General features: G+C 72.2%; 17 protein-coding genes and 5 pseudogenes. 13 read left to right on the top strand and 9 right to left on the bottom strand.

Annotated features, from left to right (window positions below; genetic code table 11):
• Window positions 1-10: 10 nt before the first annotated feature.
• From IF01_RS0118510 to IF01_RS0118485, 8 genes and pseudogenes are all read left to right on the top strand, one after another.
• Window positions 11-391, top strand: a complete 381-nt coding sequence (locus IF01_RS0118510) for a DUF4190 domain-containing protein (RefSeq protein ID WP_078880071.1) — start codon at window positions 11-13, stop codon at window positions 389-391.
• Between the two features lie 156 nt (window positions 392-547).
• Window positions 548-1,039, top strand: a complete 492-nt coding sequence (locus IF01_RS0118505) for a DUF2975 domain-containing protein (RefSeq protein WP_030394542.1) — start codon at window positions 548-550, stop codon at window positions 1,037-1,039.
• Window positions 1,039-1,287 carry a helix-turn-helix domain-containing protein gene (locus IF01_RS0118500; RefSeq protein ID WP_030394541.1) on the top strand — a complete coding sequence of 83 codons (249 nt, stop codon included), beginning with the start codon at window positions 1,039-1,041 and terminating at the stop codon, window positions 1,285-1,287. The genes IF01_RS0118505 and IF01_RS0118500 overlap by 1 nt, the downstream gene beginning before the upstream one ends.
• A pseudogene (locus tag IF01_RS50045) lies at window positions 1,280-1,708 on the top strand (enolase C-terminal domain-like protein); the annotation flags it as partial. The gene IF01_RS0118500 and the pseudogene IF01_RS50045, both read left to right, overlap by 8 nt.
• A gap of 51 nt (window positions 1,709-1,759) precedes the next feature.
• Window positions 1,760-2,517 (top strand): annotated as a pseudogene (locus tag IF01_RS41950) (SDR family oxidoreductase).
• A pseudogene (locus IF01_RS49305) lies at window positions 2,514-2,715 on the top strand (hypothetical protein); the annotation flags it as partial. The pseudogenes IF01_RS41950 and IF01_RS49305, both read left to right, overlap by 4 nt.
• Window positions 2,706-2,954 (top strand): annotated as a pseudogene (locus tag IF01_RS49300) (FCD domain-containing protein); the annotation flags it as partial. The pseudogenes IF01_RS49305 and IF01_RS49300, both read left to right, overlap by 10 nt.
• Before the next feature lie 46 nt (window positions 2,955-3,000).
• Window positions 3,001-3,378 carry a nuclear transport factor 2 family protein gene (locus IF01_RS0118485; protein ID WP_030394539.1) on the top strand — a complete coding sequence of 126 codons (378 nt, stop codon included), beginning with the start codon at window positions 3,001-3,003 and terminating at the stop codon, window positions 3,376-3,378.
• Between the two features lie 76 nt (window positions 3,379-3,454).
• Here the strand turns inward: IF01_RS0118485 and IF01_RS0118480 are convergent, their stop codons facing one another.
• Window positions 3,455-5,209 (bottom strand): amidohydrolase, encoded by a 1,755-nt coding sequence (locus tag IF01_RS0118480; RefSeq protein ID WP_051755620.1) that lies wholly within the window; start codon window positions 5,207-5,209, stop codon window positions 3,455-3,457.
• 377 nt (window positions 5,210-5,586) lie between these two features.
• Between IF01_RS0118480 and IF01_RS41940 the strand changes: the two genes are divergently transcribed.
• Window positions 5,587-6,102 (top strand): RICIN domain-containing protein, encoded by a 516-nt coding sequence (locus IF01_RS41940; RefSeq protein WP_078880070.1) that lies wholly within the window; start codon window positions 5,587-5,589, stop codon window positions 6,100-6,102.
• A gap of 419 nt (window positions 6,103-6,521) precedes the next feature.
• Complete coding sequence (locus IF01_RS0118470) at window positions 6,522-10,751, top strand: golvesin C-terminal-like domain-containing protein (RefSeq protein ID WP_051755618.1); 4,230 nt, start codon at window positions 6,522-6,524, stop codon at window positions 10,749-10,751.
• A gap of 91 nt (window positions 10,752-10,842) precedes the next feature.
• On the opposite strand, the gene IF01_RS0118465 is transcribed toward IF01_RS0118470, so the two are convergent.
• On the bottom strand, window positions 10,843-12,078 hold the full coding sequence (locus IF01_RS0118465; RefSeq protein WP_030394535.1) for a PP2C family protein-serine/threonine phosphatase: 1,236 nt from the start codon (window positions 12,076-12,078) through the stop codon (window positions 10,843-10,845).
• A gap of 132 nt (window positions 12,079-12,210) precedes the next feature.
• Window positions 12,211-12,567, bottom strand: coding sequence for a DUF1036 domain-containing protein (locus IF01_RS0118460; RefSeq protein ID WP_030394534.1), 357 nt, complete (start codon window positions 12,565-12,567; stop codon window positions 12,211-12,213).
• A 427-nt stretch (window positions 12,568-12,994) separates the two neighbouring features.
• On the opposite strand from IF01_RS0118460, the gene IF01_RS0118450 reads away from it, so the two are divergent.
• Both IF01_RS0118450 and IF01_RS0118445 read left to right on the top strand, forming a co-directional pair.
• Window positions 12,995-13,609, top strand: a complete 615-nt coding sequence (locus IF01_RS0118450) for an SMI1/KNR4 family protein (RefSeq protein ID WP_030394532.1) — start codon at window positions 12,995-12,997, stop codon at window positions 13,607-13,609.
• A 183-nt stretch (window positions 13,610-13,792) separates the two neighbouring features.
• Window positions 13,793-14,068, top strand: a pseudogene (locus tag IF01_RS0118445) (WCX domain-containing protein); the annotation flags it as partial.
• A gap of 183 nt (window positions 14,069-14,251) precedes the next feature.
• Here IF01_RS0118445 and IF01_RS0118435 read toward each other — a convergent pair.
• Window positions 14,252-14,791, bottom strand: a complete 540-nt coding sequence (locus IF01_RS0118435; protein ID WP_375340986.1) for a DUF6584 family protein — start codon at window positions 14,789-14,791, stop codon at window positions 14,252-14,254.
• A 153-nt stretch (window positions 14,792-14,944) separates the two neighbouring features.
• Window positions 14,945-15,769, bottom strand: a complete 825-nt coding sequence (locus tag IF01_RS0118430) for a dienelactone hydrolase family protein (RefSeq protein WP_030394529.1) — start codon at window positions 15,767-15,769, stop codon at window positions 14,945-14,947.
• An 82-nt stretch (window positions 15,770-15,851) separates the two neighbouring features.
• Between IF01_RS0118430 and IF01_RS0118425 the strand changes: the two genes are divergently transcribed.
• Window positions 15,852-16,472: a TetR/AcrR family transcriptional regulator gene (locus IF01_RS0118425; protein ID WP_051755616.1), complete on the top strand. Its 621-nt coding sequence runs from the start codon at window positions 15,852-15,854 to the stop codon at window positions 16,470-16,472.
• 386 nt (window positions 16,473-16,858) lie between these two features.
• Here the strand turns inward: IF01_RS0118425 and IF01_RS0118420 are convergent, their stop codons facing one another.
• The 4 genes from IF01_RS0118420 to IF01_RS0118405 all read right to left on the bottom strand — a co-directional run bounded on the left by IF01_RS0118420 (window position 16,859) and on the right by IF01_RS0118405 (window position 23,190).
• Entirely contained in the window at window positions 16,859-17,329 is a 471-nt protein-coding gene (locus IF01_RS0118420; protein ID WP_078880068.1) for a PH domain-containing protein, read from the bottom strand.
• Window positions 17,330-17,532: 203 nt separating this feature from the next.
• Entirely contained in the window at window positions 17,533-20,463 is a 2,931-nt protein-coding gene (locus tag IF01_RS0118415) for a polysaccharide lyase family 8 super-sandwich domain-containing protein (protein ID WP_445972085.1), read from the bottom strand.
• Between the two features lie 218 nt (window positions 20,464-20,681).
• Window positions 20,682-21,908: an MFS transporter gene (locus tag IF01_RS0118410; protein WP_030394525.1), complete on the bottom strand. Its 1,227-nt coding sequence runs from the start codon at window positions 21,906-21,908 to the stop codon at window positions 20,682-20,684.
• The gene (locus IF01_RS0118405; protein WP_051755613.1) at window positions 21,898-23,190 is read right to left on the bottom strand and encodes an ATP-grasp domain-containing protein; all 1,293 of its coding nucleotides are present in this window, start codon (window positions 23,188-23,190) and stop codon (window positions 21,898-21,900) included. Before IF01_RS0118405 ends, IF01_RS0118410 begins: the two co-directional genes overlap by 11 nt.
• Window positions 23,191-23,236: the final 46 nt, after the last annotated feature.

Genomic DNA, 23,236 nt, shown 5'->3' with positions numbered 1-23,236 from the left:
AGGACACCTGATGAACACCCGAGGCACCGAGACGCCGATCCGGCACACCGCATTCGCAGGGGCGGCCGACCGGCCCCGGAGGAACGGTCCGGCCGGCGCCGCCGTGGTGCTGGGCGTGATCGCTCTGAGCACGTCGATCCTCTTCGTCGGCGGACTGATCGGGGTCGTCGGCCTGGCCCTGGGCATCGCGGGCCTGGTCACAGCCGGGCGGACCGGGGCCGGCCGGGGCAGGGCCGTCGCCGGGGTGGTGACCTCGGCCCTCGCGATCGTGGTGTCCGTCCTGGCCGCCGTCCTCCTCGTCTGGTACGCCGACAGGACGCAGGACTGCTACCAGCCCGACTCCTTGCAGGAGTACCGGCAGTGCGTCCAGCAGCACCTCACCGGGAACTGACAGCTCACCGGTCGACGGCGGGGCCGGGTACGGAAGGCGGGACCGTCCTCCACCACCGGCACCGTCGGCGCGATCGTTGCCGGCGTCGGCCCCGCCCCTTGCCCGGCCTATCGAAATTCGATAGATTCCCATCGCAACTCGATGGATGGGTGGATCATGGGCAAGCTGACAGTGCGCGCGTTGCGCGCCGTGCTCGTAGTGGTGCTGACCGGCACCGTGTTCGTACAGGCCATGATGGTGTGGGCCCTGGTGAGCGGGAACGACCCGGAGGACGGGACGCTCCCGCTGACCGCGCTGCGCGTGGTGACGATCCTGGGCATCGGAGCCGCGCAGGTCGCCCTGGTCTGTGTCTGGCGACTGGTGGCGATGGTGCGGCGCGGCACGGTGTTCTCCCACGCCGCCTTCCGCTACGTGGACGGCATCATCGGCGCGATCGTCGCGGCCGCTCTGGTGTGGTTCTCGGTCACCGCCCTGAACGCGCCGGGCCAGCGGGACGATCCCGGTGTCACCCTCATCATGGGCGGGATCGGCGTGGCGATCCTGGGTGTCGCGCTCATCGTGCTGGTGCTGCGGATGCTGCTCGCCCAGGCCGTCGACCGCGACGTCGAAGCCGCCCGGATGCAGGCCGAGTTGAACGAGGTGATCTGATGCCGATCGCGGTCGACATCGACGTGATGCTGGCCCGGCGGAAGATGTCCGTGGGTGAACTCGCGGACCGCATAGGGATCACACCCGCCAACCTGGCGGTGCTCAAGAACGGCCGTGCCAAGGCGGTGCGCTTCTCCACGCTCGCCGCGCTCTGCGAGGTGCTCGACTGCCAGCCGGGCGACCTGCTGCGCTGGGAGACCGAACAGGCCGAACCGGCCGAGGGGCCCGAGCGGCCCGAGAGTGATTGAAGCGCACCGCTTCGACAGCCGACGCCCAGGAGGCGTCCTGGACGCAGATGACCAGTGGGTGCGCACGTGGCGCTGTCGGCTCCCGTGGTCCGGGTGGCTCCAGCCCGACGTGCTCAGCGACGCGCTCACTCCGGACGAGGCCCTGGGGATCCTGCGCCGCGCCGAACCCGGCCGCGAGGAGCGCATCGGCCGGCTGCTCGACCGGGGCTACCCCGCCTGCACCACCACACCGGGCTGGCTCGGCTACTCCGACGAGAAGCTCGCCCGCCTCGCCCGCGAGGCCGTCGCCGACGGCTTCACCCAGATCAAGCTCAAGGTCGGAGCCTCGCTGGAGGACGACGTACGGCGCCTGCGCACCGCCCGGGAGGCGGTCGGCGACCACATCCGCATCGCGGTGGACGCCAACCAGCGCTGGGACGTCCAGGACGCCATCGACTGGATGGGAGCCCTCGCCCCCTACCGGCCGTACTGGATCGAGGAGCTCGACCTCACCGGCAGGCTTGCCGTCGTCACCGGAGCCCGCCGGCATCGGCCGGGCCGCGGCGCGCGCTCGCCGAAGCCGGGGCGGACGACATCGGCGTCAGCGCCTCGCTGGAGAAGTCCGGCAGCGCGGTGGAACAGGACGTGACCGCCGCCGGCCGCACCTTCGAGGCGATCCGCGCCGACTTCGCCGACCCCGAAGCCGTCCGCGCCCTGGGCACCGACCTCGCCGGCCGCGAACGGCCCGTGGACATCCTGGTCAACAACGCGGGCACGATCCGCCGTGCCCCCGCCGCCGAGCACACCGACGAGGACTGGGACCTGGTGCTCCAGGTCAACCTGAGCGCCCGGTTCGTGCTGACCCGGGTCGTGGGTGCGGGGATGGCGGCACGAGGTCGGGGGAGGACCGTCTTCACGGCGTCGATGCTCAGCTTCCAGGGCGGCATCACCGTCCCCGGCTACACCGCCGCCAAGCACGGCATCGCCGGCCTGACCAAGGCGCTGGCCAACGAATGGGCCCCGCGCGGCGTCAACGTCAACGCCGTCGCGCCCGGCTACATCGCCACCGACAACACCCGGGCGCTCCAGGACGACCCGGTGCGCAGCAGGGCTGTCCTGGAGCGCATCCCCGCCGGCCGCTGGGGCAGCGCCGACGACCTCGCGGGCGCCGTCGTGTTCCTGGCCTCGGACGCCGCCGCCTACGTCCACGGCACCGTTCTGCCCGTCGACGGCGGCTGGCTCGGCCGATGAGCGGCCCCGGAGCGGAGCACGGAACGAACGCCCCCGAGGTCGTCGCCCTCGGCGAGGTGATGCTGCGCCTCGACCCGGGCGAGGGGCGGATCCGCACCGCCCGCTCGTTCCAGACCTGGGAGGGCGGCGGCGAGTACAACGTCGTCCGCGGCCTGCGCCGCTGCTTCGGGCTCCGCACGGCCGTCGTCACCCTCCTCACCCTGCTGGAAGGCATCTCCGGCCGCACCCTGCGCGCCCGCGTCCGGCGCGGCCTCACCGACGCCCGCGCCGCCGGCCGGACCCTCGCCGAGCACGAGGCGATCTTCAACGCCCTGTCCGCCCGCGACGCCCCCCTCAGCCAGGCGGCCGCGCTGCTCCACGTCAGCAGCACCGAACAGTGGCTCCGGGAGCACCTGAGCACGGGGGAGTCCCTTCCCGGCGAGGCCGCCGCCGGCTAGCGCCGCGACCGGGACGGACGCTTCACCGTGCTGGTATTACTGGTGCATGCAGGAAGAGACCGCGCAATCCGCCATCGACACGTTCATCTCCGCGTTCAACGCCTCGGACGACAGCTATGTGACCGCGCTGCTCTCCCGGGCCCTGACCTCGGACGTGGTCTTCTGGGGGCCGTTGGGCCGCAGTGAGGGGATCGAGGCGGTCGAGCGGTTCGTGCTGGACCTCCGGCGCCACCCCGCGGGGGCCGGCACGATGACGCGCTGCTCGGCGGTGGACATGCCGGACGAGTGGGCCCGGTACCGGTGGGTCTTCACGACGCCGGACGGAGGCCCCCGCCTGGCGGGTACGGACGTCGTCCACCTGCGGCGGAACCTCATCGACCAGGTCATCGTCTTCGCGGGGGAGATCGGGCCGCTGGCCTCCTGAGCCGCTGACCTCCTGACTGATCGGCGACGCCCGGCAGCCGGGGCCGCCGGGCGTGGTGGCACAGGGCCGCGCCGGTTCAGCAGGAGCAGCCCCAGTGCGGGGTGGGTGCGGTCGACGGGGCTGCGCCGGTCCGGCCGGCGGGTGCGGGCGGGTGGACGGTGGTGCCGGCCTTGATGGTCTCGATCACCTCGATGTCGCGGATCCGCTCGGGGTCGGCCGTCAGCGGGTTCTCACTCAGGACGACCAGGTCCGCGAGCTTGCCGACCTCGATACTGCCTTTGCGGTCCTGCTCGCCGTACTGGTGGGCGGCGTTGATGGTGATCGCGCGAACCGCCTCCAGCGCGGAGACCCGCTGGTGGGGGCCGAGCAGGTGGCCGCTGCGGGTGCGGCGGGTCACCTGGCTGGACAGCACGGCAATCGAGTTCGGCAGCGCCACCGGGGCATCGTGGTGCGAGGTGTAGCGCAGGCCCCGGTCGAGTGCCCAGCGGGCCGGGGAGATGTCCTGCGCCCGCTCCTCGCCGAGGACGGTCCCGCGGTACCAGTCGCCCCAGTAGTAGGTGTGCATCGAGAAGAAGGACGGCAGGATCCCCAGCCGGGCGAACTCGTCGATCTGGTCCTCGCGGGCGGTCTGCGCGTGGATCGCCACGGTCGGCCGGCGGCCCGGCCCGGCGGCCGCGACCGCGTTGACGAACTGGTCGATCGCCGCGTCACCGTTGACGTGCGCCAGGACCTGCCAGCCCCGCTCGACCGCCGTACCGACCTGCTTGGCCACCACCGCGTCGTCCGGCACCGCCGGGTACCCGCAGTAGCCCTCGGGCTGTCCGGCCGGCGGCTTCAGGTACGGCTTGCTGAGCCACGCGGTGCGGCCCTGCGGCGAGCCGTCCAGGACCAGCTTCACACCGGCCGCGCGGACGCCGTTCTTGTACGTGTCGCTCACCCCGATCGGGTCGTCCAGCGCGGACGACATCGCCTCGTCGGCCTTCACGTACGCGACCACGTCGATCGGGAACGGCACGGCGGCGGCGGTGTCCCGGAGCGCCTTGAGGTTGGCGAGGGTGGTCCCGCCCTCCTGGACGGTGGTGAAGCCGAAGCTCGCCGCCGTGGCCGCGCCCGTCGCGAACAGCATCAGCAGCTCCCGCTCCGGCAGCCCCGCGAGCGCCAGGTCCGAGGCCGGGGTGAACGCCTTCTCCTCCAGCACGCCGTCGGGCTCGCCGTACGAGGGCGGGACGGCGAGTTCGCGCCGCCGGATCACCCCACCCTCGGGGTCGGGTGTGGCGGCCGAGTAACGGAGCCGCTTCAGGCCGAGGCTGTTCACCGCGCCGAGGTGGAAGGACTGGTGGATGGCGAGCACCGGGCGCTCCGTGGACACCTCGTCGAGGTCGTCGCGGGTGGGGTGGCGGCCCTCGGTGAGCGTCGCGTCGTCGTAGCCGAAGCCGATGATCCACTCCGAGTCCGCACCCACCGGGCCCGCGGCCCAGGAGCGCAGCTTGTCCTTCAGGGAGGCGAGGTCGGTGACATCGCCGTCCGGGTCGGCGAGCAGGTTGGCGATGACGGCCTGCAGACCGATGCCTCCGAGGTGGCCGTGCGCGTCGATGAACCCGGGCAGCAGGGCCCGGCCGCCGAGGTCCCGCACGACGGTGTGCGGGCCGCGCCAGCGTTCCAGCGCCTCCTGCTCGGGGCCGACGAAGACGACGGTGCCGTCCTTCACGGCCACCGCTTCGCCCCGCTCGTCGCCGTGCCTCCGCTCGTTGCCGTGTTCCCGCTCGTCGCGGTGCTCCGCGAGCGTGACGATGTCGCCGCCGTGGAGGATGAGGTCGGCCTGTTCGGCCATGCTGTTCTCCCGTTCGGTAGAAGGATGGTGAAACCGGCCCAGAGCCTAGGAGCGACGTGGGCAAACTCTCCCTGGAACGGCCGGACTTCACCGGAACGGGGCAACGCGGCCGGGGAGCGGCATGGAGCGGCATGGAGCGTCCGGGGCTCCCGGGGCCGGGCCGGTAGGAGCGCCTGCGGACCCTGCCGCGTCCGGTGGCGCCGGCCGCGGAGGGTCCGCCCTTCCGAGTGACACGGCATCAAGTCCGTTCCCGGGCACGAGGAGAGCTGCGCGGACGGTACAGAAACGCTGCACGCCTCGCACAGTCCGTCCGGCCGGGCGCGGCTAGATTCGGATCTCTGTTGCAGAAGACGGAAGTTCCTGATGAAAGGCATGTCATGCGCAAGCCAATAGTGTTCCTGGCGACGGCTCTCCTGGCGGCCGGCTTCCACGCGGCCGCGGCCCCGCAGGCCTCGGCTGCGGGCGGCCCCTTCTGGGGAGAGCTCTACACCCCGGTCGGCCCCGGCACCTGGTACCCCGCGAAGTGCGCCACGCCCAAGGGCAACAGCACGGCGAACGGGACCATCATCACCCTGTGGAACTGCACCGGTGACGAACTCCAGAAGTGGGACCACGACGGTTACCAGATCGTCCACAAGGCGAGCGGGAAGTGTCTGACCCCGCAGGGCGACGGTTACGACGTCAACGGTGCGGTGCTCACCCTGTGGCCGTGCGAGGAGGGCGGCAACAACCGCAGCCAGCAGTTCTGGTCCTCCGACTGGTTCATGCACGCCAAGTTCTCCGACAAGTGCCTGACCAACAAGGGCGGTTCGTCCGGCAACGGCACCTACCTGACGCTGTGGACCTGTGCCTCGGACTTCCCGCCGGAGCAGCACTGGCAGATGCGGTACTGACCGGCGCCGCCCCGGTGGACGGGACCCGGTCCGGCCGCCGGCCCGACGGTCCGTTCATCGGAGACCTGCCGGCCGCACCGGATGTGCGGACCGGCTGAGCGGACACCCGCCCCACCCGGGCAACTCCAGGCCCCGCCGGGGCGGGTGGACCCGGGCCGTGCCCGCTCGGGCGCGGCCCACTGAACGACGAGACTCGGGGGAGTTCTCTCTTGCGATTGCGATCCCTTCGACGGGCATGCATGCCGGCAGCCGCGGTGGCTGCCTGCGCGGCCCTGACCGCGGGCCTGCTCCAGGCCCCTCCCGCGGCCGCCGCACCGGCCCCCTCCGCCGGGGCCGTGCCGCCACCCGCGGCTTCCTTACGTGTGGACAGTCCTGACCAGACGCTCGGGAAGGACTGGAAGGCCTCCGAGGACCGTGCGGTGACCGGTGCGGCCGACGCCGAGGCCTTCAAGATCCTCGTCGCCGACGAAGCGGCGGCGTACGAGTGGAAGACGGTCGCCGCGCTGGCGGAGCCCGGAATACCGGCCGACTCCTGGATCGGCAACCAGTGCGTCATGGACGACTCGCACGTGGCCGCCGTCTACGCCCCGCGCGCGTTCACCAACAAGCCCGACCTGATGCAGGGCGGCGCGTTCACGGCGATCGTGAACACCAGGACGGGCGAGGTGACGAAGCTTCCGTTCACCGCCACGCTCGCCTACTTCGACCCGGCCTGCAACACCACCACGCACACGGCCGCCTTCACCCAGTACCGCGACATGAACGACGCGGCGCAGGTGAAGACCCAGGTGGTCACCGTCGACACGGCCGGCACCACGGTCACGAAGACGGGGGAGCTGCGGGGGCAGGTGTCGTCGGCGGTACCGGTGAAGGACGGCGTGGTCGCCGGTCTGGGCCGCGATCTCGTCCGGATCGACGGCAAGGGCACGATCAGCCGGCTCGCCGGGGGCGACAGCATCCCCTTCGACATCCGCCCCATGGCGGACGATCGCGTCGGCTTCGTGGACCGCAAGGACACCGGGACGGCGCAGGCGCAGGCGAAGGTGTACGGCGCCGGCGGCGGTGAGCCGGTCACGGTCGCCACCGGGAACCCCGGCGAACTGGAGCTGGTCTCCGGCGCGCAGGGCCGGGTCTTCCTCACCGGCCGTCCCCGGGACGTCAAGGTGGAGGGGAGCGGAGTCACCCGGCTCGACGCGCCGGCCGGCACCGACGTCTCCTCCCAGGGGCACCTCGCCGTCGCCCCCGTCCTCACCCCCGGCGTCCGCGCCGGACTGGCCCGGATCAAGGCTGCCGGGAAGGGCTCCGACGGGGCTGCCGGGCCCGACTCGGGCGCGAACGCCCCCGTCGGAACGGCCCCCGGGACGCCGGCCGACGGCACCACGACGACGGGCACCGCGACAACGGGCACCACGACGGTCACCTCGACCGTCACGGCGACGGGCAAGGAGGTCCGGCAGCCGGTCGCCCCGGCACAGCCGAGCCCCGCCGACGATCCGTCCCCCGCCCTGACCGGCGACACCGAGCCGCGGACCACGGCCCGTGCGGCCGCGGCCGCGCCCGACTCCCACGACCCCCGTGACACCGACCGCTGGTGCTCCGTCTCCCGCAACGACATGAGCGTGCAGGCGCTGCAGCCGACGGCCAACCAGGTCGAGTGGGCGGTGGACATGGCCGTCCGCGGCGAGCTGCGCAGCAACTGGCTCCGCCAGGGCGACTACCGCGGCCAGGCCGGGCTGCTCACGATCGACCCGCAGGGGATGTTCCCCCGCCCGGAGCTGAAGGGCGGCGGACGGATCCCCGCCAATGTGCTGCTCGGCATCCTGGCGCAGGAGTCCAACCTGTGGCAGGCCGAGTCCGGCGCTGTGCCCGGCCAGATGGGCAGCCCGCTGGCGGCCGTGGACGGCTACTACGGCCACAGCACGAAGGACACCCTGCTCGGCTACTGGCGCATCAACTGGGACAAGTCCGACTGCGGTTACGGCGTCGGCCAGGTCACCGACGGCATGCGGCTGAAGGGCCACGAGAAGACCGGCGAGACGAGCCTCGACCCGGCGCTGCAGAAGGCGATCGCCGTCGACTACGCCACCAACATCGCCGCCTCCATGAAGATCCTCTCCGACAAGTGGAACGAGGTGCACGCCGACGGGCAGAAGATCACGGTCAACAACGACGACCCGTCCCGGGTGGAGAACTGGTTCACGGCGGCCTGGAACTACAACCTCGGCTTCAACCCGAAGTCGGCGGCCGGCCAGAACGGCGGTGCCTGGGGCCTGGGCTGGTACAACAACCCCGCCAACCCCATGTACAAGAAGGGTGCCTGGGACCACCCGTTCATGGATGTGAGCCTCAACACGAACAACATCCGGGACGCGGCGACCCCGCAGTACTGGCCGTACCAGATGAAGGTGATGGGCTGGTCCGCCTGGTCCATCGACACCGGCTTCTCCTACGGCACGGACGGACGCCAGGACTGGAAGGGCGAGTCGGGGTTCAACTCCGCCGGCTTCAACCCCGCCTGGTGGACCACCGTCGCCGACCGCTCCCGGGTCAGCCCGCCGATCAGCACCTTCTGCAACACGAAGAACAACTGCAACCCCTCCAGCCCGGTGGACTGCCCGGACGAGGCCTGCTACCGCCAGTTCTGGTGGAACCAGGAGAACGCGACCTGGAAGTCCGACTGCGCGCAGACCTGCGGGCACGAGAACATCAAGTACCAGACCCTGCGGGCCGAGCCCGGCCGCGGCTACCGGCTGAAGAACGGCACTCCGGTGTGCGCCGGCGCCCCGGCGGGCTCCGACGTCGTCACCTCGATCCCCTCCGGAACACCGACGTGGTCGGCCTGCGGGGCGGCGGCGTCGACGGGCGCGTTCCAGTTCACCTTCCACGCCGACTGGGACCAGCACTACGAGGCCAAGGCCGATCTGCACTCGATCGGCGGCGGTCACGGCGGCCACTTCTGGTACACCCACACCCGGGACGAGGACCACTACGGCGGCGACGGCAACCGGATGACGATCGTGGGCGAGTGGACGGCGGGCAAGTCGTACGACCTCGCCGCCGTCTACGCCTACATCCCCGACACCGGAGCGCAGACCAAGGACGCGAAGTACGTCATCGACGGCGCCGTCGGCGGCCCGTACGAGCGGTACGTCGACCAGGACGCCAACAACGGCCAGTGGGTCTCGCTGGGCGCGTACAGGTTCACCTCCACGCCGAAGGTGACCCTGTCGAACTACTCGAAGGCCGGCACCGCCGACCGCGACATCGCCTGGAACTCCGTGGCCTTCAAGCCGATCCGGGGCACCTTCGTCCAGCGCTCCCTGACCGCGGCCGCGATCTTCGACCCGAACCAGGAGCTGAACTCCAACTGGGCGGTGACGGAGCTCAACACGCCCGTGCGGTCCATGAAGTCCCTCTACGACTGGGGGCTGGGCCTGGCCGACCAGGGGCCGCTGTGGAACAACCCGGACGGGGCCGACGCCCGCGGTCTGTCCTCCGAGGCGCGCTGCCCGACGGCGCAGGCCGTCGGCGAGTGCACGGGGCAGCAGACCTGGGACGCGGCCGACCGGTGGGCCAAGGACATCAGGGCCGGCGGCTCGGCCCCGCGCGCGGACGGCTCCGCCCCCGCGATGTCGATCCCGGTCTGGATGGCCATGTCCAACCTGCGCCCCGACGTGTCCAAGCCCGCCTCCCAGGCGTACAGCGACCCGAACAGCTACAAGATCAGGTCCGATGTGAACGTGACCTTCGTGGTCGGTGAGGACGGGAAGATCGTCGACGGCAGCGCCGGGTCGAACTACCGGGCCCGGGTCGGCAACGCCCACCTGCCCCACTTCGTCACCGGGATCATGAAGACGATCGAGGCCGACTACGGGATTCCGGCACCGGACATCGACTACACCACGCAGGACGCGCTGGAGTACGGCAACGTCCGGACCTCCCACCCCTACACGGACGGGGACACCCCGGGCCAGGCGTACTTCCCGCACTTCCGCGGGGCACGCATCGACGACGCCAAGCAGTGCGTCGACTTCCGCGCCGTCGGCGGCGGAGTGCACGGCTACCGCGCCATGATCGGCCACAAGTCGATCAACGACAACGTCAAGGCGTGGGTGGACAAGGTCAACGCGAGCCTGCAGACCAACCACGCGGTGAAGCGGTTCGCCGGCGACGTCTACTCGATGTTCTTCAAGAACACCGGCTCCTGGAACAACATGGGCGGCTCCGTGATCGGCAACGCGCCCCCGATCTGGCAGGACATCGCCGCGGCCTTCTGCGCCGACGGGTCCGTGAAGCCGACGCACTACCAGCGCAACGGCGACGCCACCCCGACCAACGGCATCGTCTTCCAGTCCTACATGCCCGACCTGTACCTGTACATCGATGACCGGCTGACCGACAACCTCGGCCGCCCGTCGAACCAGCGGATCAACGGCGGGGACTGGCGGAACTTCTCCAACTTCCCCGCCACCGCCCCCAACGGCAACGCCTACAGCACCTGCTCGGCCGCCACCCGCGGCAGCGGCGGCAACCCGTGGTCGGTCGACGCCCCGGCGCCGATCATCGGCGACGGGCCGGGCAACCGGCCGAACAAGGTCGTCCACTGCGACGACCCGGCCAACGAGTTCACCGGCAATCTCACCCGGTGACCGTGTGATGTGACGCTCGGGGGAGGGGGAGGCCCGTCACGGCCTCCCCCTTCCGGCGTCGCACGGCCCCTCGGGCCGCGGGCTCCGGCCGTCACAGACGCAGGACGATCAGCGCGGTGTCGTCGGTCAGGCCGGTCGGCGGGACCAGGTCGGTCAGGAGCGCGTCGGCGAGGGTCTCGGGGTCGGCACGGCGGTGGCGGGCGAGGGAGCGGGCGAGCCGGTCGAGGCCGGTGTCGATGTCCTCGCGTCGCCGTTCGACCAGCCCGTCGGTGTAGAGGACGAGCACCGAGCCCTCGGTGAAGCCGGTCCGGGCCTGCGGGCGGGGCACGTGCTCCGGGCGGGCGCCGAGCGGCGGATCGGTGGCCCGGTCGAGCAGCACCACGGTGCCGTCGGGCCCGCACAGGGCCGGCGGCGGGTGGCCCGCGCTGCTGTAGGCGAGGGTGTGGTTGGTCCAGTCGACGAACACCGACACCGCGGTGGCGCTCTCCGCACCGTCCACGAAGCGGGCGTACAGGCCCAGGACGTCCAGGGCCGCGGCGGGCCCGTCGGCGACCCGGGAGGCGGCCGACAGGGCGCTGCGCAGCTGCCCCATGACACCGGCGGCCCGCAGCCCGTGGCCGACGACGTCGCCGACCGCCAGGGCGACGGCCGTGTGGTCCGTGCCGGGCAGGTCGGCGAGGTCGTACCAGTCGCCGCAGACGTTCAGCGCCCCGGCGGCCGGCCGGTACCGCACGGCCGCACGGTGGTGGCCGAGCGGGCGCGGCGCGGGGAGCATCGCCTCCTGAAGATGCAGCGCGACCTCGCGTTCGCGGGCGTGGGCGTCACGCAGGCGTTCGTTGATCTCCTGCAGCTCCCGGGCACGGGTGTACAGCTCGGCCTCCAGGACCCGGCCGCGGCCGCCGTCGCCGGAGCCGCGGGCCGTCATGAAGTCCGTGACCTCCTCGACCCGGTGCAGCAGCAGCGCCACCGTGCCGTCCGGGGCGAGCACGGGGGCGTTCACCGGGCTCCAGTACCGCTCGTGCCACACACCGGGGCACTCGGGGTCCTCGACGTCGTAGCGCTGCAGCGCCATGGTGTCGCGCTCGCCGGTGGCCATCACGCGCTCCAGCGAGGCGTGCAGGTTGCGCACGCCGTTCGCCGAGGGATCGTTCGGATTGTCGGGGAAGACGTCGAACAGATAGCGGCCGATGAGCTGCTCCCGGGTGCGTCCGGACACGGCCAGGAACGCCTCGTTGGCATCCGCGTACACCAGGTCGCGGGTCAGCAGCGCGACCGCGCCCGGCAGAGCGCGGAAGACGTCCTGGTAGTCGATGACGGGTCCGTTCACGATCCACCTGCCCGTACGGGGGTTCTTCCACCATAGGAGCGGCCCGCCCGCGCGGCACACTCCCGGAACACCCGGCGGGATCCACCCGGCGGTGACGGGCATCCGGCGGCGACCGGTGACCGGCATCCGCCGTCAGGGCCCGATGACGTTGATCGTATGGTTGATCGAGGAAACCGGCACCAGCACCTTCTTCATGCCGAGCAGCCGCGAGTCGCTGCTCCCCGTGGTCCAGCACCAGTCGAACGCCCGGTCCGGCATCTGGGTGAGGAATTCCCCGCCCCAGCTCAGGCTTCTGTCCTGGTTCTCCGCGAAGAAGAAGTACTTCGCCCCGTTGACCGGCCCGGAACGCACCTTCAGATCGGTGTGCGGAGTGACCATGAACCATCCGGTCTTCGACCACTGGTCGCCTTTCGACGCGCAGCCGCTGTCGGCGTAGGCATAGGCGAACCAGACGGTTTTCGACGTGCTGTTCTGGAAGTAGAGTCCCACGGTCATCCCTCCTGCGGCACGGGGTCGTCACCGCGGCCGTCGTCGCCCGCGTGATCGCTCTCCACACCGGGACGATGGTCCTCACCACTGGAGACCCCCGCGGTCCGATCCACCGGGACCGCCTCACCCACCCGGTCCGGCCCGCGCGACCGCCGGTGTTCGGCGGCCTCGTCCGCGGTCCAGGCCCGCGACAGTTTCTCGGCCATGTGCGACACCTTTCATTTCCTGAAGGGTCGAGCGATCCGCGATTCGCCGGCACTCTGAGTAGATCACCCGTATACAAACTATCGTCGGCGCAACCGCACCGCATCCGGGCGAGTGACGGAGGGAGATCCGACCAGGGGCGCAGGGTCCGCCGACTCCCCGAGCGGATCGCTGTCCTTCGTCTCCGCCAGGTTGTCGGCGGAACGGGACGAAGGGCGAGGTCGTGCACCCTGGCATCGAGAGACTCAGCAAGGTCATGTCGCCGGAGCACGGCGCCGACGAGCAGGTGGACTGGGTTGCCGCCCGGGCGAGGTGGGGTGTCGCCTTCCCCGAGGACTATCGGGCCTTCATGGCGGTCTACGGCAGCGGCTCGATCAGCGACGAGGCGGACATCCTCGCCCCCGCGCCCGTCGGAACCACTCTGGTCGCGTCGATGGCGGAAGAGACGGCGGACGCCCGCCGGCTCTGGCAGGCGGAGGGCGGACCGGCCGCCCTCGACGTGGACCCGAACCACATCCTGGCCTGGGGTGCGACGTCCGGTCCCGACCTGCTGTGCTGGTTGACCGAGGACGAGGATCCCGACCGCTGGCCGGTGCTGGTCGTCGGCCGCCACACCCGACCGATGTTCACGGTGCACCCGTTCGGCATGACCGAGTTCCTCCGCCGGCTCCTGTGCGAGGACTCGACCGGCTGGGAGCGCTGGCCGCTCAGCATCGGACGTCCGCTGCTGATGAAGCCGGTACCGTCCTTCGTCCACTGGCAAGTGCAGGACGACCGCTGGAAGGTCGGCCTCAACCCGGCCACGGGAGAGCCGAGCAGGTACCCCGACGGCTTCTGACCGCGCCACCCCGCCGGGCCGGGACCGGGACGCGGACCGGTCCCGGCCACCGTGGTGGTGACCGGGCCGGACGGCGTGGGCCTCACTCGGGCTGCGCCGCCCGCGGGTGGGAAGGTGGCCCGCCCTCGGGCTCCGTGGTCGCACCGGACGGTAGGTCACCACACGCGCCGAGCACTGGGTAGGCAGTTCCGGACCGGCGGCGACCAAGTCACCGTGCTGGTGCGGGTGGACCCGGCGCGGCGGGAGGACCTGGTGGGCACCGCGCTGGCGGTCCTTGCCGAGGAAGCCGACGTGGACGGCCGGCTGCGCCTGGAGGTCACCTTCCAGGATCCGAGACACGCCGAATGGGCGGTGTGGCAGCTCGGCACGAACGCGGAGGCCCTGGCTCCGCAGTGGTTGCGCGACTCCCTGCGCGACCGCGCGGCCGCGATCGCCACCTGCTACGGAGTGTCGTCCTGAGAGTTGTCACCTTCTGCAGGACGGCAATGGTGTTCGGCGCTGCCGGGGTAGTCACCCGGCGCCGACCTCGCCGATCCGACCTGGGGGCACCTCGCCGGCCCGTCCTGGTCCATCGCGGTCAACCCCGGTTCCGAGACCCCTGTCCACTCGATCATGCTCCATGTCCGTGGCGGCGGCGAAGGGTCAGAGCCACCAGCGAACGAAGGTGACGACGCCAAGGACTGCGAAGCCGAGGAACGCCAGACCCGAGAGAGCAAGTCCGGCACAGAACAGGTTCCCGGCCGAGTCGTCCTGGTCGGTCTGCTCGGCGCGGTCACGCACGTGGTTCCAGTGGATCGGGCGGCCCGCCTGCACGGAGGCCGCCTTCCGGAGCTCGGCCAGCCGGGCACGGGCGATGTCCGTCGGCGCCGACTCCTCGGGGCCACGCCAGGCGACGGCCGTCATCCGGTCGAGCGGATCGGAGTGACGGGCCTCGAAAGCCGCCGTCTCGCCGGGATCCCGGTCCGCGTCGAGGTAGGCCCAACGGCCTGCCTCGGCCGGCTCGCCGTACAACCGGTAGACCTCGGCCAGCCGCTGCCTGGCCGTGAGGTCCGTCGGGTACGAGGCCACCAGGCCGCGCAGGCGCTGACGAGCGACGGGTATTCGACCGGCGCGAAGGTCCGCGTCAACCTTGACGATGGTGGTCTCAACTGTCACCAGAGCATGGTGACGAATGAAGAACACCTGGTCAAAGGACTTACCGGCCGAGGAGATCCGCGCGTGCCGGGGTCCGCTTCGCATCGTTCATGTCGGCGGAGACCTCGGTCGCCTGTGCGGTCGGTCGCCGGTGATCCCGAAGTACTCGGCCGGACGCACATCAAAAGCTGCTTCCGGCCGTCAGGCCGTGGTGCGGTCGGGAAGCAGGCGGGCGCGCAGGAATGCGAGGACTTCGTCGCGGGCTTGCACCGTGGGGTGGCCTTCCTCGTCGACGAGGTGCGCGGTGAGCACGCTGTGGGGGGTCTGGACGACGTCCCGGAAGAACGGCGGTGGTTCGGGGTTCGCGTACTCGCCGGGGAGGACGCGGCCGTCGAAGCGGTCGCCGAGCAGTTGGGCGTAGGCGGCGAAGCGTTGGCCGGTGCACCACTTGTCGGTGTCGAAGCGCAGGCCGAGTGCGGTGAGTCCGTCGCGCTCGAACCGCTCGCGGATGGTGGCCCCGTCCTCGGGAGACAGCTCCAGGGCGGCTGGGTCGTCCAGTGGCAACGAGGGCTGGCCGAGGACCGGGGCGATGACGGCCGGTTCCAGCGTCATGCTCAGTGCGAAGTTGCCGGTGAAGCACATCCCCACCGCGCCGACGCCCGGTCCGCCGCACTCGTCGTGGGCGGTCCTGGCCAGCGCGCGCAGCCACACCGCCACCGGACTCGTGCCACCGCCCGCGAACGCCCTGAACTCCGCACTGACGCAGGCCCGTTTGAGGATCGGCTCGGCGAGCTCGACGGTGGGATACGCCCCGTCGACACCGAAGAGCGAGGGCACGTAGACGGTGAACCCCGCATCGCGCACCCACCCGGCGAAGCGCACCACGTCGGGGCTGATGCCCGGCATTTCAGGCATCACGACCACCGCGGGCCCGTTCCCGGCCACGTGGACGGTCTTCTCGCTCCCGGACAGCGAGAGCACGCGCTTCGCGAAGCCGTCCAGCTCGGCGCCGCCGTCTGCACCCATGATCCGCACCTCCACTATGCGATCGATCGGTCGTAATTATTGCGGCACACTACACGACCGATCGATCGCATAGAATCGGCGCATGCCCCCGGACACCCCCGACTCCGCCGCTGATTCCCCCGCGCCGCGCGCCGACGGCCGCCGCGCCCGCGGCGACCGGACACGGCACGAAGTCGCCCGGGAAGCAGCCATGTCCGCGACCGTGCACGGACTGGACGCCATCACCGTCGGCGCGCTCGCCGCTCGGACCGGGCACAGCAAGAGCGGCATTCTCACGGTGTTCGCCAACCGGGAAGCCATCCAGATCGCAGCCGTCGCCGAGGCCCGCCTCCTGTACCTGCGGCACGTCGTCGAGCCGTCGTGGCCCGCCGCCCCGGGGCGGCCCCGGCTCCGCGCCCTGCTCGACAACTGGGTCGCCTACCTGCGCGACGAGGTCTTCCCCGGCGGGTGCTTCATCACCGCGACCTCGGTCGAGTACGGCCGCCGCGAAGGCCCCGTCGCCGGCGCGGTCCGCGACCTCGTCCGCGAGTGGCTGCACCTGCTGGAGTCCGAACTGTCCGCCGCCGGCAGCCGCTTCCCGGCCGACGACGCCTTCCGCATCGACGCCTACCTGCGCGCTGCCAACACCCGCTACCAACTCTTCGGCGACGATACCGATCTGGACCGCGCCAGACGCCTCTCCCTGGACGTGCTCGGCACCTGATGCCGACGCTCGAAGGCGCCGTCCGGGGACCGAGCACCGGCAGAACCAGGAACGATCACGGGCCCGGTCCGCGTGGGTGCGGACCGGGCCCGTGCGGCGGTGTGCCGGTGTGCGAATCGATGAGCCGAGCAGTAAAGGGCTAAAGCTTGTTCCGCAAGGTCCGGGGCTGGGCATTTCTCCGGTATGGGTGGGGTGCTCCGGGTCGATCCGGTGTGGGTGGAGGCGTTCACAGGACTGCGGATGCGGCAGTTCGACGGGGCCCTGGAGAGGGTGACCCAGCCGTACTCCTTGGGTCGTATCTTCGCGGTTGCCTGGTTCCCCGCCGCTTCCGACCGACCTCCGGGCGCAGCGCCTGATCGGGCCGCGCCCCGGGCGGCCCGCCCCGCTCAGCCGGCCTCGCCGCGGTGCTCGGCCAGCAGCGCGTTCAGCCGCTCCACCTCACGGTCCAGCAGGACGTGCTTGTCGTCGACGTAGGGAAGGTGGACCTTGCGGCCGTCGGCACGGAACGCGTAGGTGAGGAACTTGGGTGCGCCCTTGGCGTGCGCGTTCGGGTTGGGGGCCTTGCCGAACCGCGCGATCTCGGCCCAGCGCAGCCGGCGGCGGCGCACGATCCCGCGGACGGTGATCCCCTCGGCGGTGATCAGCGTGCCGGCCCGGAAGACGCCGACGACCACCAGCAGGCAGAAGCCGATCACCAGCAGCGAGCCGATCGCCTTGGTGGACGGCGCGAACTCCTTGTCCTTCCAGATCGGCAGCATCGCCCCGAAGGACAGCAGCAGGATGGTGAACGCGAGCCCCCCGACCCGCGACGTCGCCACCCGGTACTCGTGCGGAACTCTCAGTTGCCCGTCGCTCATCCGGACCGCCCCTCGATCGTCTCCACCGGTCGGCCGTCATCGTCGGCGACCGGTCGGACTCGCAGTGTAGGGGCGGGAGTTGCTCATCGACAGGGAAATGACGGACAGTCGGTCGGCCGCTCGGCCGGGCGAGGTGCACTGCTGCGCCTCACCCGGCCGGGGCCGCCGTACGCCGCCGACGCAGCCGCTGGCCCCCGGGGCGCTCAGGAGGTGACCAGCTCCAGGTGGGGCCGGAAGGCGGCGTTCTCCCGGCTGTTCAGGTTGACCGCCAGCCCGACCGCGCCGAGCGGCTGCGAGACCGTGAGGGTCACCGTGCCGCCGGTGGTGACGGCGGCGGTGACGTCCAGGCCGACCCAGTCCGCGGCGGTGGAGATCCGGCCCGTGCCGAGCGCCGTGGTCGGCGCGGGGGAGCGGTTCCAGGTCACCGCGGTCTCCGTCCAGCTGTCCGCGGTGGTGGCGAAGGCCTGGAGCGAGGTCTCGCTGCCGCCGGAGTCGGCCACGGCGCCCCGCACCCAGAGCACCGCCCGGCGGACCGTGCCGCTCACCCCCGAGGTGTCGAAGGCCAGCAGTGCCCGCCGGCTGAAGCCGCTGCCGGTCGAGTCGGTGTTCTTCACGGTCAGCGTGGTCGCCGTCCCGTAGTTGGTGTCGCCGTACGTGCCGTCCCGGACGTAGGCGTCCTGGGTGGGCGCCAGCCGGGTCGCGGTGGCCGGTGCGGGCGCGGTGCCGGTGGCGCGCAGGGTCACGGTGCGGCTGGCGCCCTGGGTGCCGCCCAGCTCGACCAGCAGGGTCACCGAGCTGCCGGTGGCGAGGACGGTGACGCCCGGGGCCGGATCGGCCGTCCGGTAGCCCGGCCGGGCGATGGTGACCTGGACGGTGGAGGCGGTCCGCCCCGGGTCCGCCACCGCGACGGTCATGGTGCCGCCCGACTCGCGGACCAGTACCGAGGCCGGCGCCGACACGGTGATCGGACCGGCGGTGCCGGCGGCGAAGAAGTTGGCGGCCGTGACGCCCGAGGCACTGTCGGAAACCGCTTGCACGGTGGCGGAGTTGGCCAGCACGGTGACGGTCGGCGCGGCCGAGCGGGCCTCCGCCGCCGCGGCGTCCGCGCCCGGCATCAGCAGATAGGAGTAGCCGGCGGCGGTGGGGTCGGTGCCGTGGTCGAACCAGAGCGTCAGGTAGCGGCGGGTCAGAGCCTCGGTGGTGCCGCCGCCGTTGATGTCGTGCCAGCTGCCGGTGCGGGCCTCGCGCAACGCGTCGACCGTCGCGCCGCCGGGGAAGAGGTACGCGCCGAATCCGGAGATCGCCGCCCAGCGGGCCCCGGTGAAGCGCCGCGACCAGCCGAGGGTGGTCGGCTGCGCGGTGCCGTCCACGGTGAGGGCGTGCTGGCCGGTCGCGCCGAGGTTGCGGTTGTCGACCACGGTCTCCACCGGTACGCCGTCCGCGCAGCCGATCCCCGCACCCAGGCAGACGATCGAATCGTCCAGCAGGAACCAGGATTTGACGCCGCTCAGGGTCGAGGAGAGGCCGCGCACGGCCTGCCCGACGGCCGCGTACGTGCCGTCGCAGGCGCCGCCCGCCCAGGTGTTGTCCGGGCGGGCCGCTCCCCAGGCGCCGCCCGCCGCGTCGGCGAGCGGCTTGGTGGAGACGGTGGTTCCCGGCAGCCGGTAGGGGTTCACGGTCGGCCAGAAGGCGTCCGAGTACTGGCCGTTCCCGAAGGTCGAACCCCACCAGGAGAGCAGGCCGTTGTTGGTGTGCCAGCCGCGCGGGTTCTCGCCGTTGCCGGTCTCGTAGAAGGTGGTGCGGGCCGAGCACATGGCCAGCGAGGCCGCCCAGCCGGCGCGGCGGACGACCGCCCGGTCCATCGCGAAGACCCGGGCGCCGGCCGGCTCGGCGGCCGGGGCGGTGGCGGAGTCGTTCACCAGCGCCTGGGCGCGGGCGAGTTCGGGGATGTCCACGGCGGCGTCGGTGAGGTACGGGCGGTACTGGTCGCGGGCGATCCAGCCCTTGACCGACGCCCGCCAGGCTGCCGACTGCGCGGCCGGCGCCGCACCCGAGTCGGCGAGCCGCAGGATGTGCCCGATGATCGTGTGCCCCCGGCCGTGGCCGTCCTGCTGCAGGCGCAGCGGGTCGGCGCTCTGCAGGCCCCGGCTGGTCGCCCTGCCGCTCACCGAGTCCATCACCAGGCCGTTGTAGAGGAACGGCGCGTACGCGGAGTCCACCGCGTCGAACACGGTCTGCCGCTGCGGGTCGGTCACCGCCCAGGCCGAGCCGGCGAGCAGTCCGAACAGCTTGCTCAGCCCGCCGAGCAGCACCTCGCCGTACGAGCCGGTGTACGGCACCCAGGTGTGCTGCACGAACGAGCCGTCCGGGTAGAGGCCGTCGCCGGTCAGCACGTACGGGAAGACGGGGGAGAGCGCGGAGGAGGCCAGGGCCAGCTTGGCGGAGCTCCGGCCGAGCACCCCGCGCAGCGCCAGGACGCGGCAGAGGTCGACCCGGTTCGCGCCGGTGGAGGTGCCGGTGTAGGCGGCGACCTTCGAGTCGGGGACCGAACGGTCCACGGCCGCGCAGTAGTTGGCGATCCGGGTGGCGCCGAGCAGCGGCTGGACGAGGACGCAGGTGTCGAGCAGCGCCTGCGGGGTGCCGATCTGCCAGTCCCACCAGTTGTTGTAGTTGCTGGCGGTGGGGGTGTAGGCGATCGCGTGCAGGTGGTCGAGGCCGGTGGTGACGGCGGTGGCGAGCGCCGCGTCCGCGGTCGAACCGGTGCCCGGCTGGGCCCAGGCCAGCGCCATGGTGCGCAGCCGCAGGTAGCTGGAGGTGATGTTGGCGGACACGGTGCCGAGCGGCAGGTCCGGCCAGAGGGAGCCGGCGGTCGGTGCCATCGCCGCCTGCTGGGTCCGGGCGCGGTCGCCGAGGGCGGTGAGGGCGGTGGCGAACGGCTGGGCGGCCGGGTCGAAGCCGGTGCCGGTGAGCAGCGCCTGCCAGCGGAGGCGGAGCGTGTCGAACGCGTCGGCGGCGTGGGCCGCCTGCACGCCGAGGGCGGACCAGGTGCCCGCGGCGGCCAGGCCGACGGCGGACGCCTGGAGCAGTCGGCGACGGGAGAGCGGGAGGTGTGCGGGGGAGTGCGGCTCGGGGATCAAGGGGGGCTCCTTGCCGGGTGCGACCGTGCGACTGTGCGGCGCACGGCCGCCGGAGCGCCGTGGGGGGTCGGCGCGGCGACACCCGGGCGGCGCCGCACGCTCCGGGCGTTGCGACGGTAAGCGCTTTCCGGTGCGGGCGTCAATGACTGGTGCAGACCTCTGCCCACCCGTCACCGGGAACGACGGCATCGTGGCCGCCTTACCCTCTTCCTCGGTCAGGGGCGGGCGGCCCGCAGCAGGCGGACGGCCGTGGTCACCACGAGCACGACCGCGGTGACCACGGCGAGCGCGGCGTACAGGCGTGCCGCGCCGAGCCCGTCCGCCGTGGCCACGCGTACGCCGCTGAAGCTGCCGACCGCCTCGCCGAGCCCGGTCGCGAGGGCGGCGAGGGAGAAGTGGGCGGCATGGTGCTGGGCGGGGCCGGCGGAGCCGACGAGGACGTCGAGGGCGGGCATCAGCAGCATCTCGGCGAAGGTGACCAGGACGACGCCGGCGAACAGCCATGCGACTGACCGTCCCGTGCCGAGGCAGGCGAACGCCGCGGCGAAGCAGCCGAATCCGACGGCGCACAGGGTCCTCGGCCGCACCTCCAGGCGGTCGGCGAGCAGCGTCACCGGCAGTTGCAGGGCGATGATCAGGACTCCGTTGACGAGGAACACCGTCCCGAGGGAACCCCCCGCGCCGAGTACCTCCTTCGCGTACAGCGGGAGTGTCGCGAAGAGCTGGGTGTACAGGACGAAGCCGAGGGCGGTGAGGGCGAGCGGGATCCGCAGCCCCGGCTCCCGCAGGACGGCTCGCCACCGCACCCGCGGGGTATCGGCGGCCGTCGCGCCGGATTCCCCGGGTGGGCGTGCCAGCAGGACGAGGCCGAGCGCCACCGCGTGCACGCAGGCCGCGGCGGCGCAGAAGGCGGCGGTGCCGAAACGCTGTTGGAGGGCGACGCCGCCCAGCGGACCCAGCGCCATGCCGAGGTTGACGGCCACGGCCTGGGAGGCGAAGCCCCTCGCCCGGCGCCGGTCCGGCGCGGCGGCGGCGACGAGTTTCAGCGCCATGGCGTTCATGCCGAACCCCAGTCCTAGCACCGGCAGCACGGCCGCCAGGACGACCGCGTGGCCGCCGGTCGCGGCGAGCGCGCCGAACGCGAGGGCGCCGAGGCCCAGCGCGGCGGTGATCGCGGTGCGCGGGCGGAGCCTGCTCAGGGCGGGCCCCGCCACGATCCGCATGAGGCGCAGGCTGACCACCGCCTCCGTCACCAGGGCCGCCACCGTGCCGGCGCTGTGGTGCCGCTGGGTCAGGTGCAGCGGCAGCACGGTGAGCAGGGCCCAGACGGCGCAGCAGGCCAGCGTCCACTGGGCGAGCAGGGCCGCCCTGGCCGCCGCGTCCCCGGCCCGGGGCGGGGACGCGGCCACGGCGGCCACGTCGGCTGCGTCGTCAGCGCGCATGGGCGGCGAGCACCGTCTGCCCCTCGCCCGGCTCGGCGAAGGCGAAGGCAGGGGCGGCGGCCTGCGCCGCCTGCTGGAGGACCTCGTGCACGGCGCCGTGGCCGGCGCGACGCGCGATGACGGAACCGAGGACGCAGCTCATGTAGTCCTCGGGCGGCAGCGCCACCCGGGTGCCGACGGCCTGGTCGAGGGCCACGTGCTCGACCCCGGGCAGTTCGAGGACGGCGTTGAGCCCGGTGAAGCCGGTGAAGGTGCCGGCGCGCGGGCTGATGAGCTGCCGGGAGCCCGCGTGGAGGTTGCTGCGCCGCTCCAGGTCGGGCGGGTTTCCGGTGGCGACGGCGATCGCGGCGGCGTAGAAGTCGATTCCGGTGGCGAGGGGGATCAGGTGGGAGGTGATGTAGCCGCCGCCGATCCGGCCCGCGATCTCCAGCAGCCGGACGGTGCCGTCGGGCAGCAGCCGGCATTCCAGGTGGAAGGCGCAGTCGCGCATACCGGTGGCGCGCACGGTCCGCGTGGTCAGGTCCTCGACGGCCTGCTGCTGTTCCCGGTCGAGCTCGGTCGGATGGATCTGCAGGTACTCGATCGAGTAGGGGGCCGCGACCCACTTGTCGGTGATGCCGACGATGCGGATCTCGTCGCCGACGACGAGCCCTTCGACGCTGTGCTCGGTTCCGCCGAGGAGCTCCTCGTAGATGAGCTCGCCCGGCCTGGCCCGGAAGATCGGGTCGCGCTCCGGGCGGGTGAAGGCCCGCAGCAGCCCGTACTCGGTGGTGAGGTCGTCCGGCCCGTGGACGCGGTGGATGCCGCGACTGCCGGAGGCTCCGGTGGGCTTGAGGACGGCGGGATAGCCGACGTGGGCCGCGGCACGGCTCAGCGAGTCCTCGTCGTGGACGAGGGCGTAACGCGGCATGAGGTCCGGTCGGCCGGCGGCGGTCAGGGCCTCACGGGTCAGGAACTTGTTCCGTACGGTCCGGGCGGCCGCCGGCGGCAGTCCGGGCAGGCCGAGTTCCGTGGTGAGGTCGGCGACGAATTCGACGTCGCGGTCGCCCCAGGTGAGCACGCCCCGGATGTCGTGGCGCCGGGCGAGGTCGAGCGCCGCCTCGCGCGCGGCGGAGAGGTCGAAGGTGTTCACGATGCGGGTCTCGGCGACGAGTTCGCGGGCGTAGGGCGGTTCACGGTCCGCCAGGACGACGACCTCGTAGCCGAGTCGGTGGGCCGCGAGGGCGGTGGCGTTGACCTCCAGCGGGGACCTGCGGGTGTTGACGAACAGGACGGACGGCATGCGTACTCCGGAAGGGTCTGATGGACAGGGACAGGGACAGGGGCGA

The organism is Kitasatospora purpeofusca (genome assembly GCF_000718025.1).
Classification (GTDB): Bacteria; Actinomycetota; Actinomycetes; order Streptomycetales; family Streptomycetaceae; genus Kitasatospora; species Kitasatospora purpeofusca.
The sequence above is the reverse complement of the archived record's forward strand: the minus strand, read 5'-3'. Positions and strand labels throughout refer to the sequence as shown.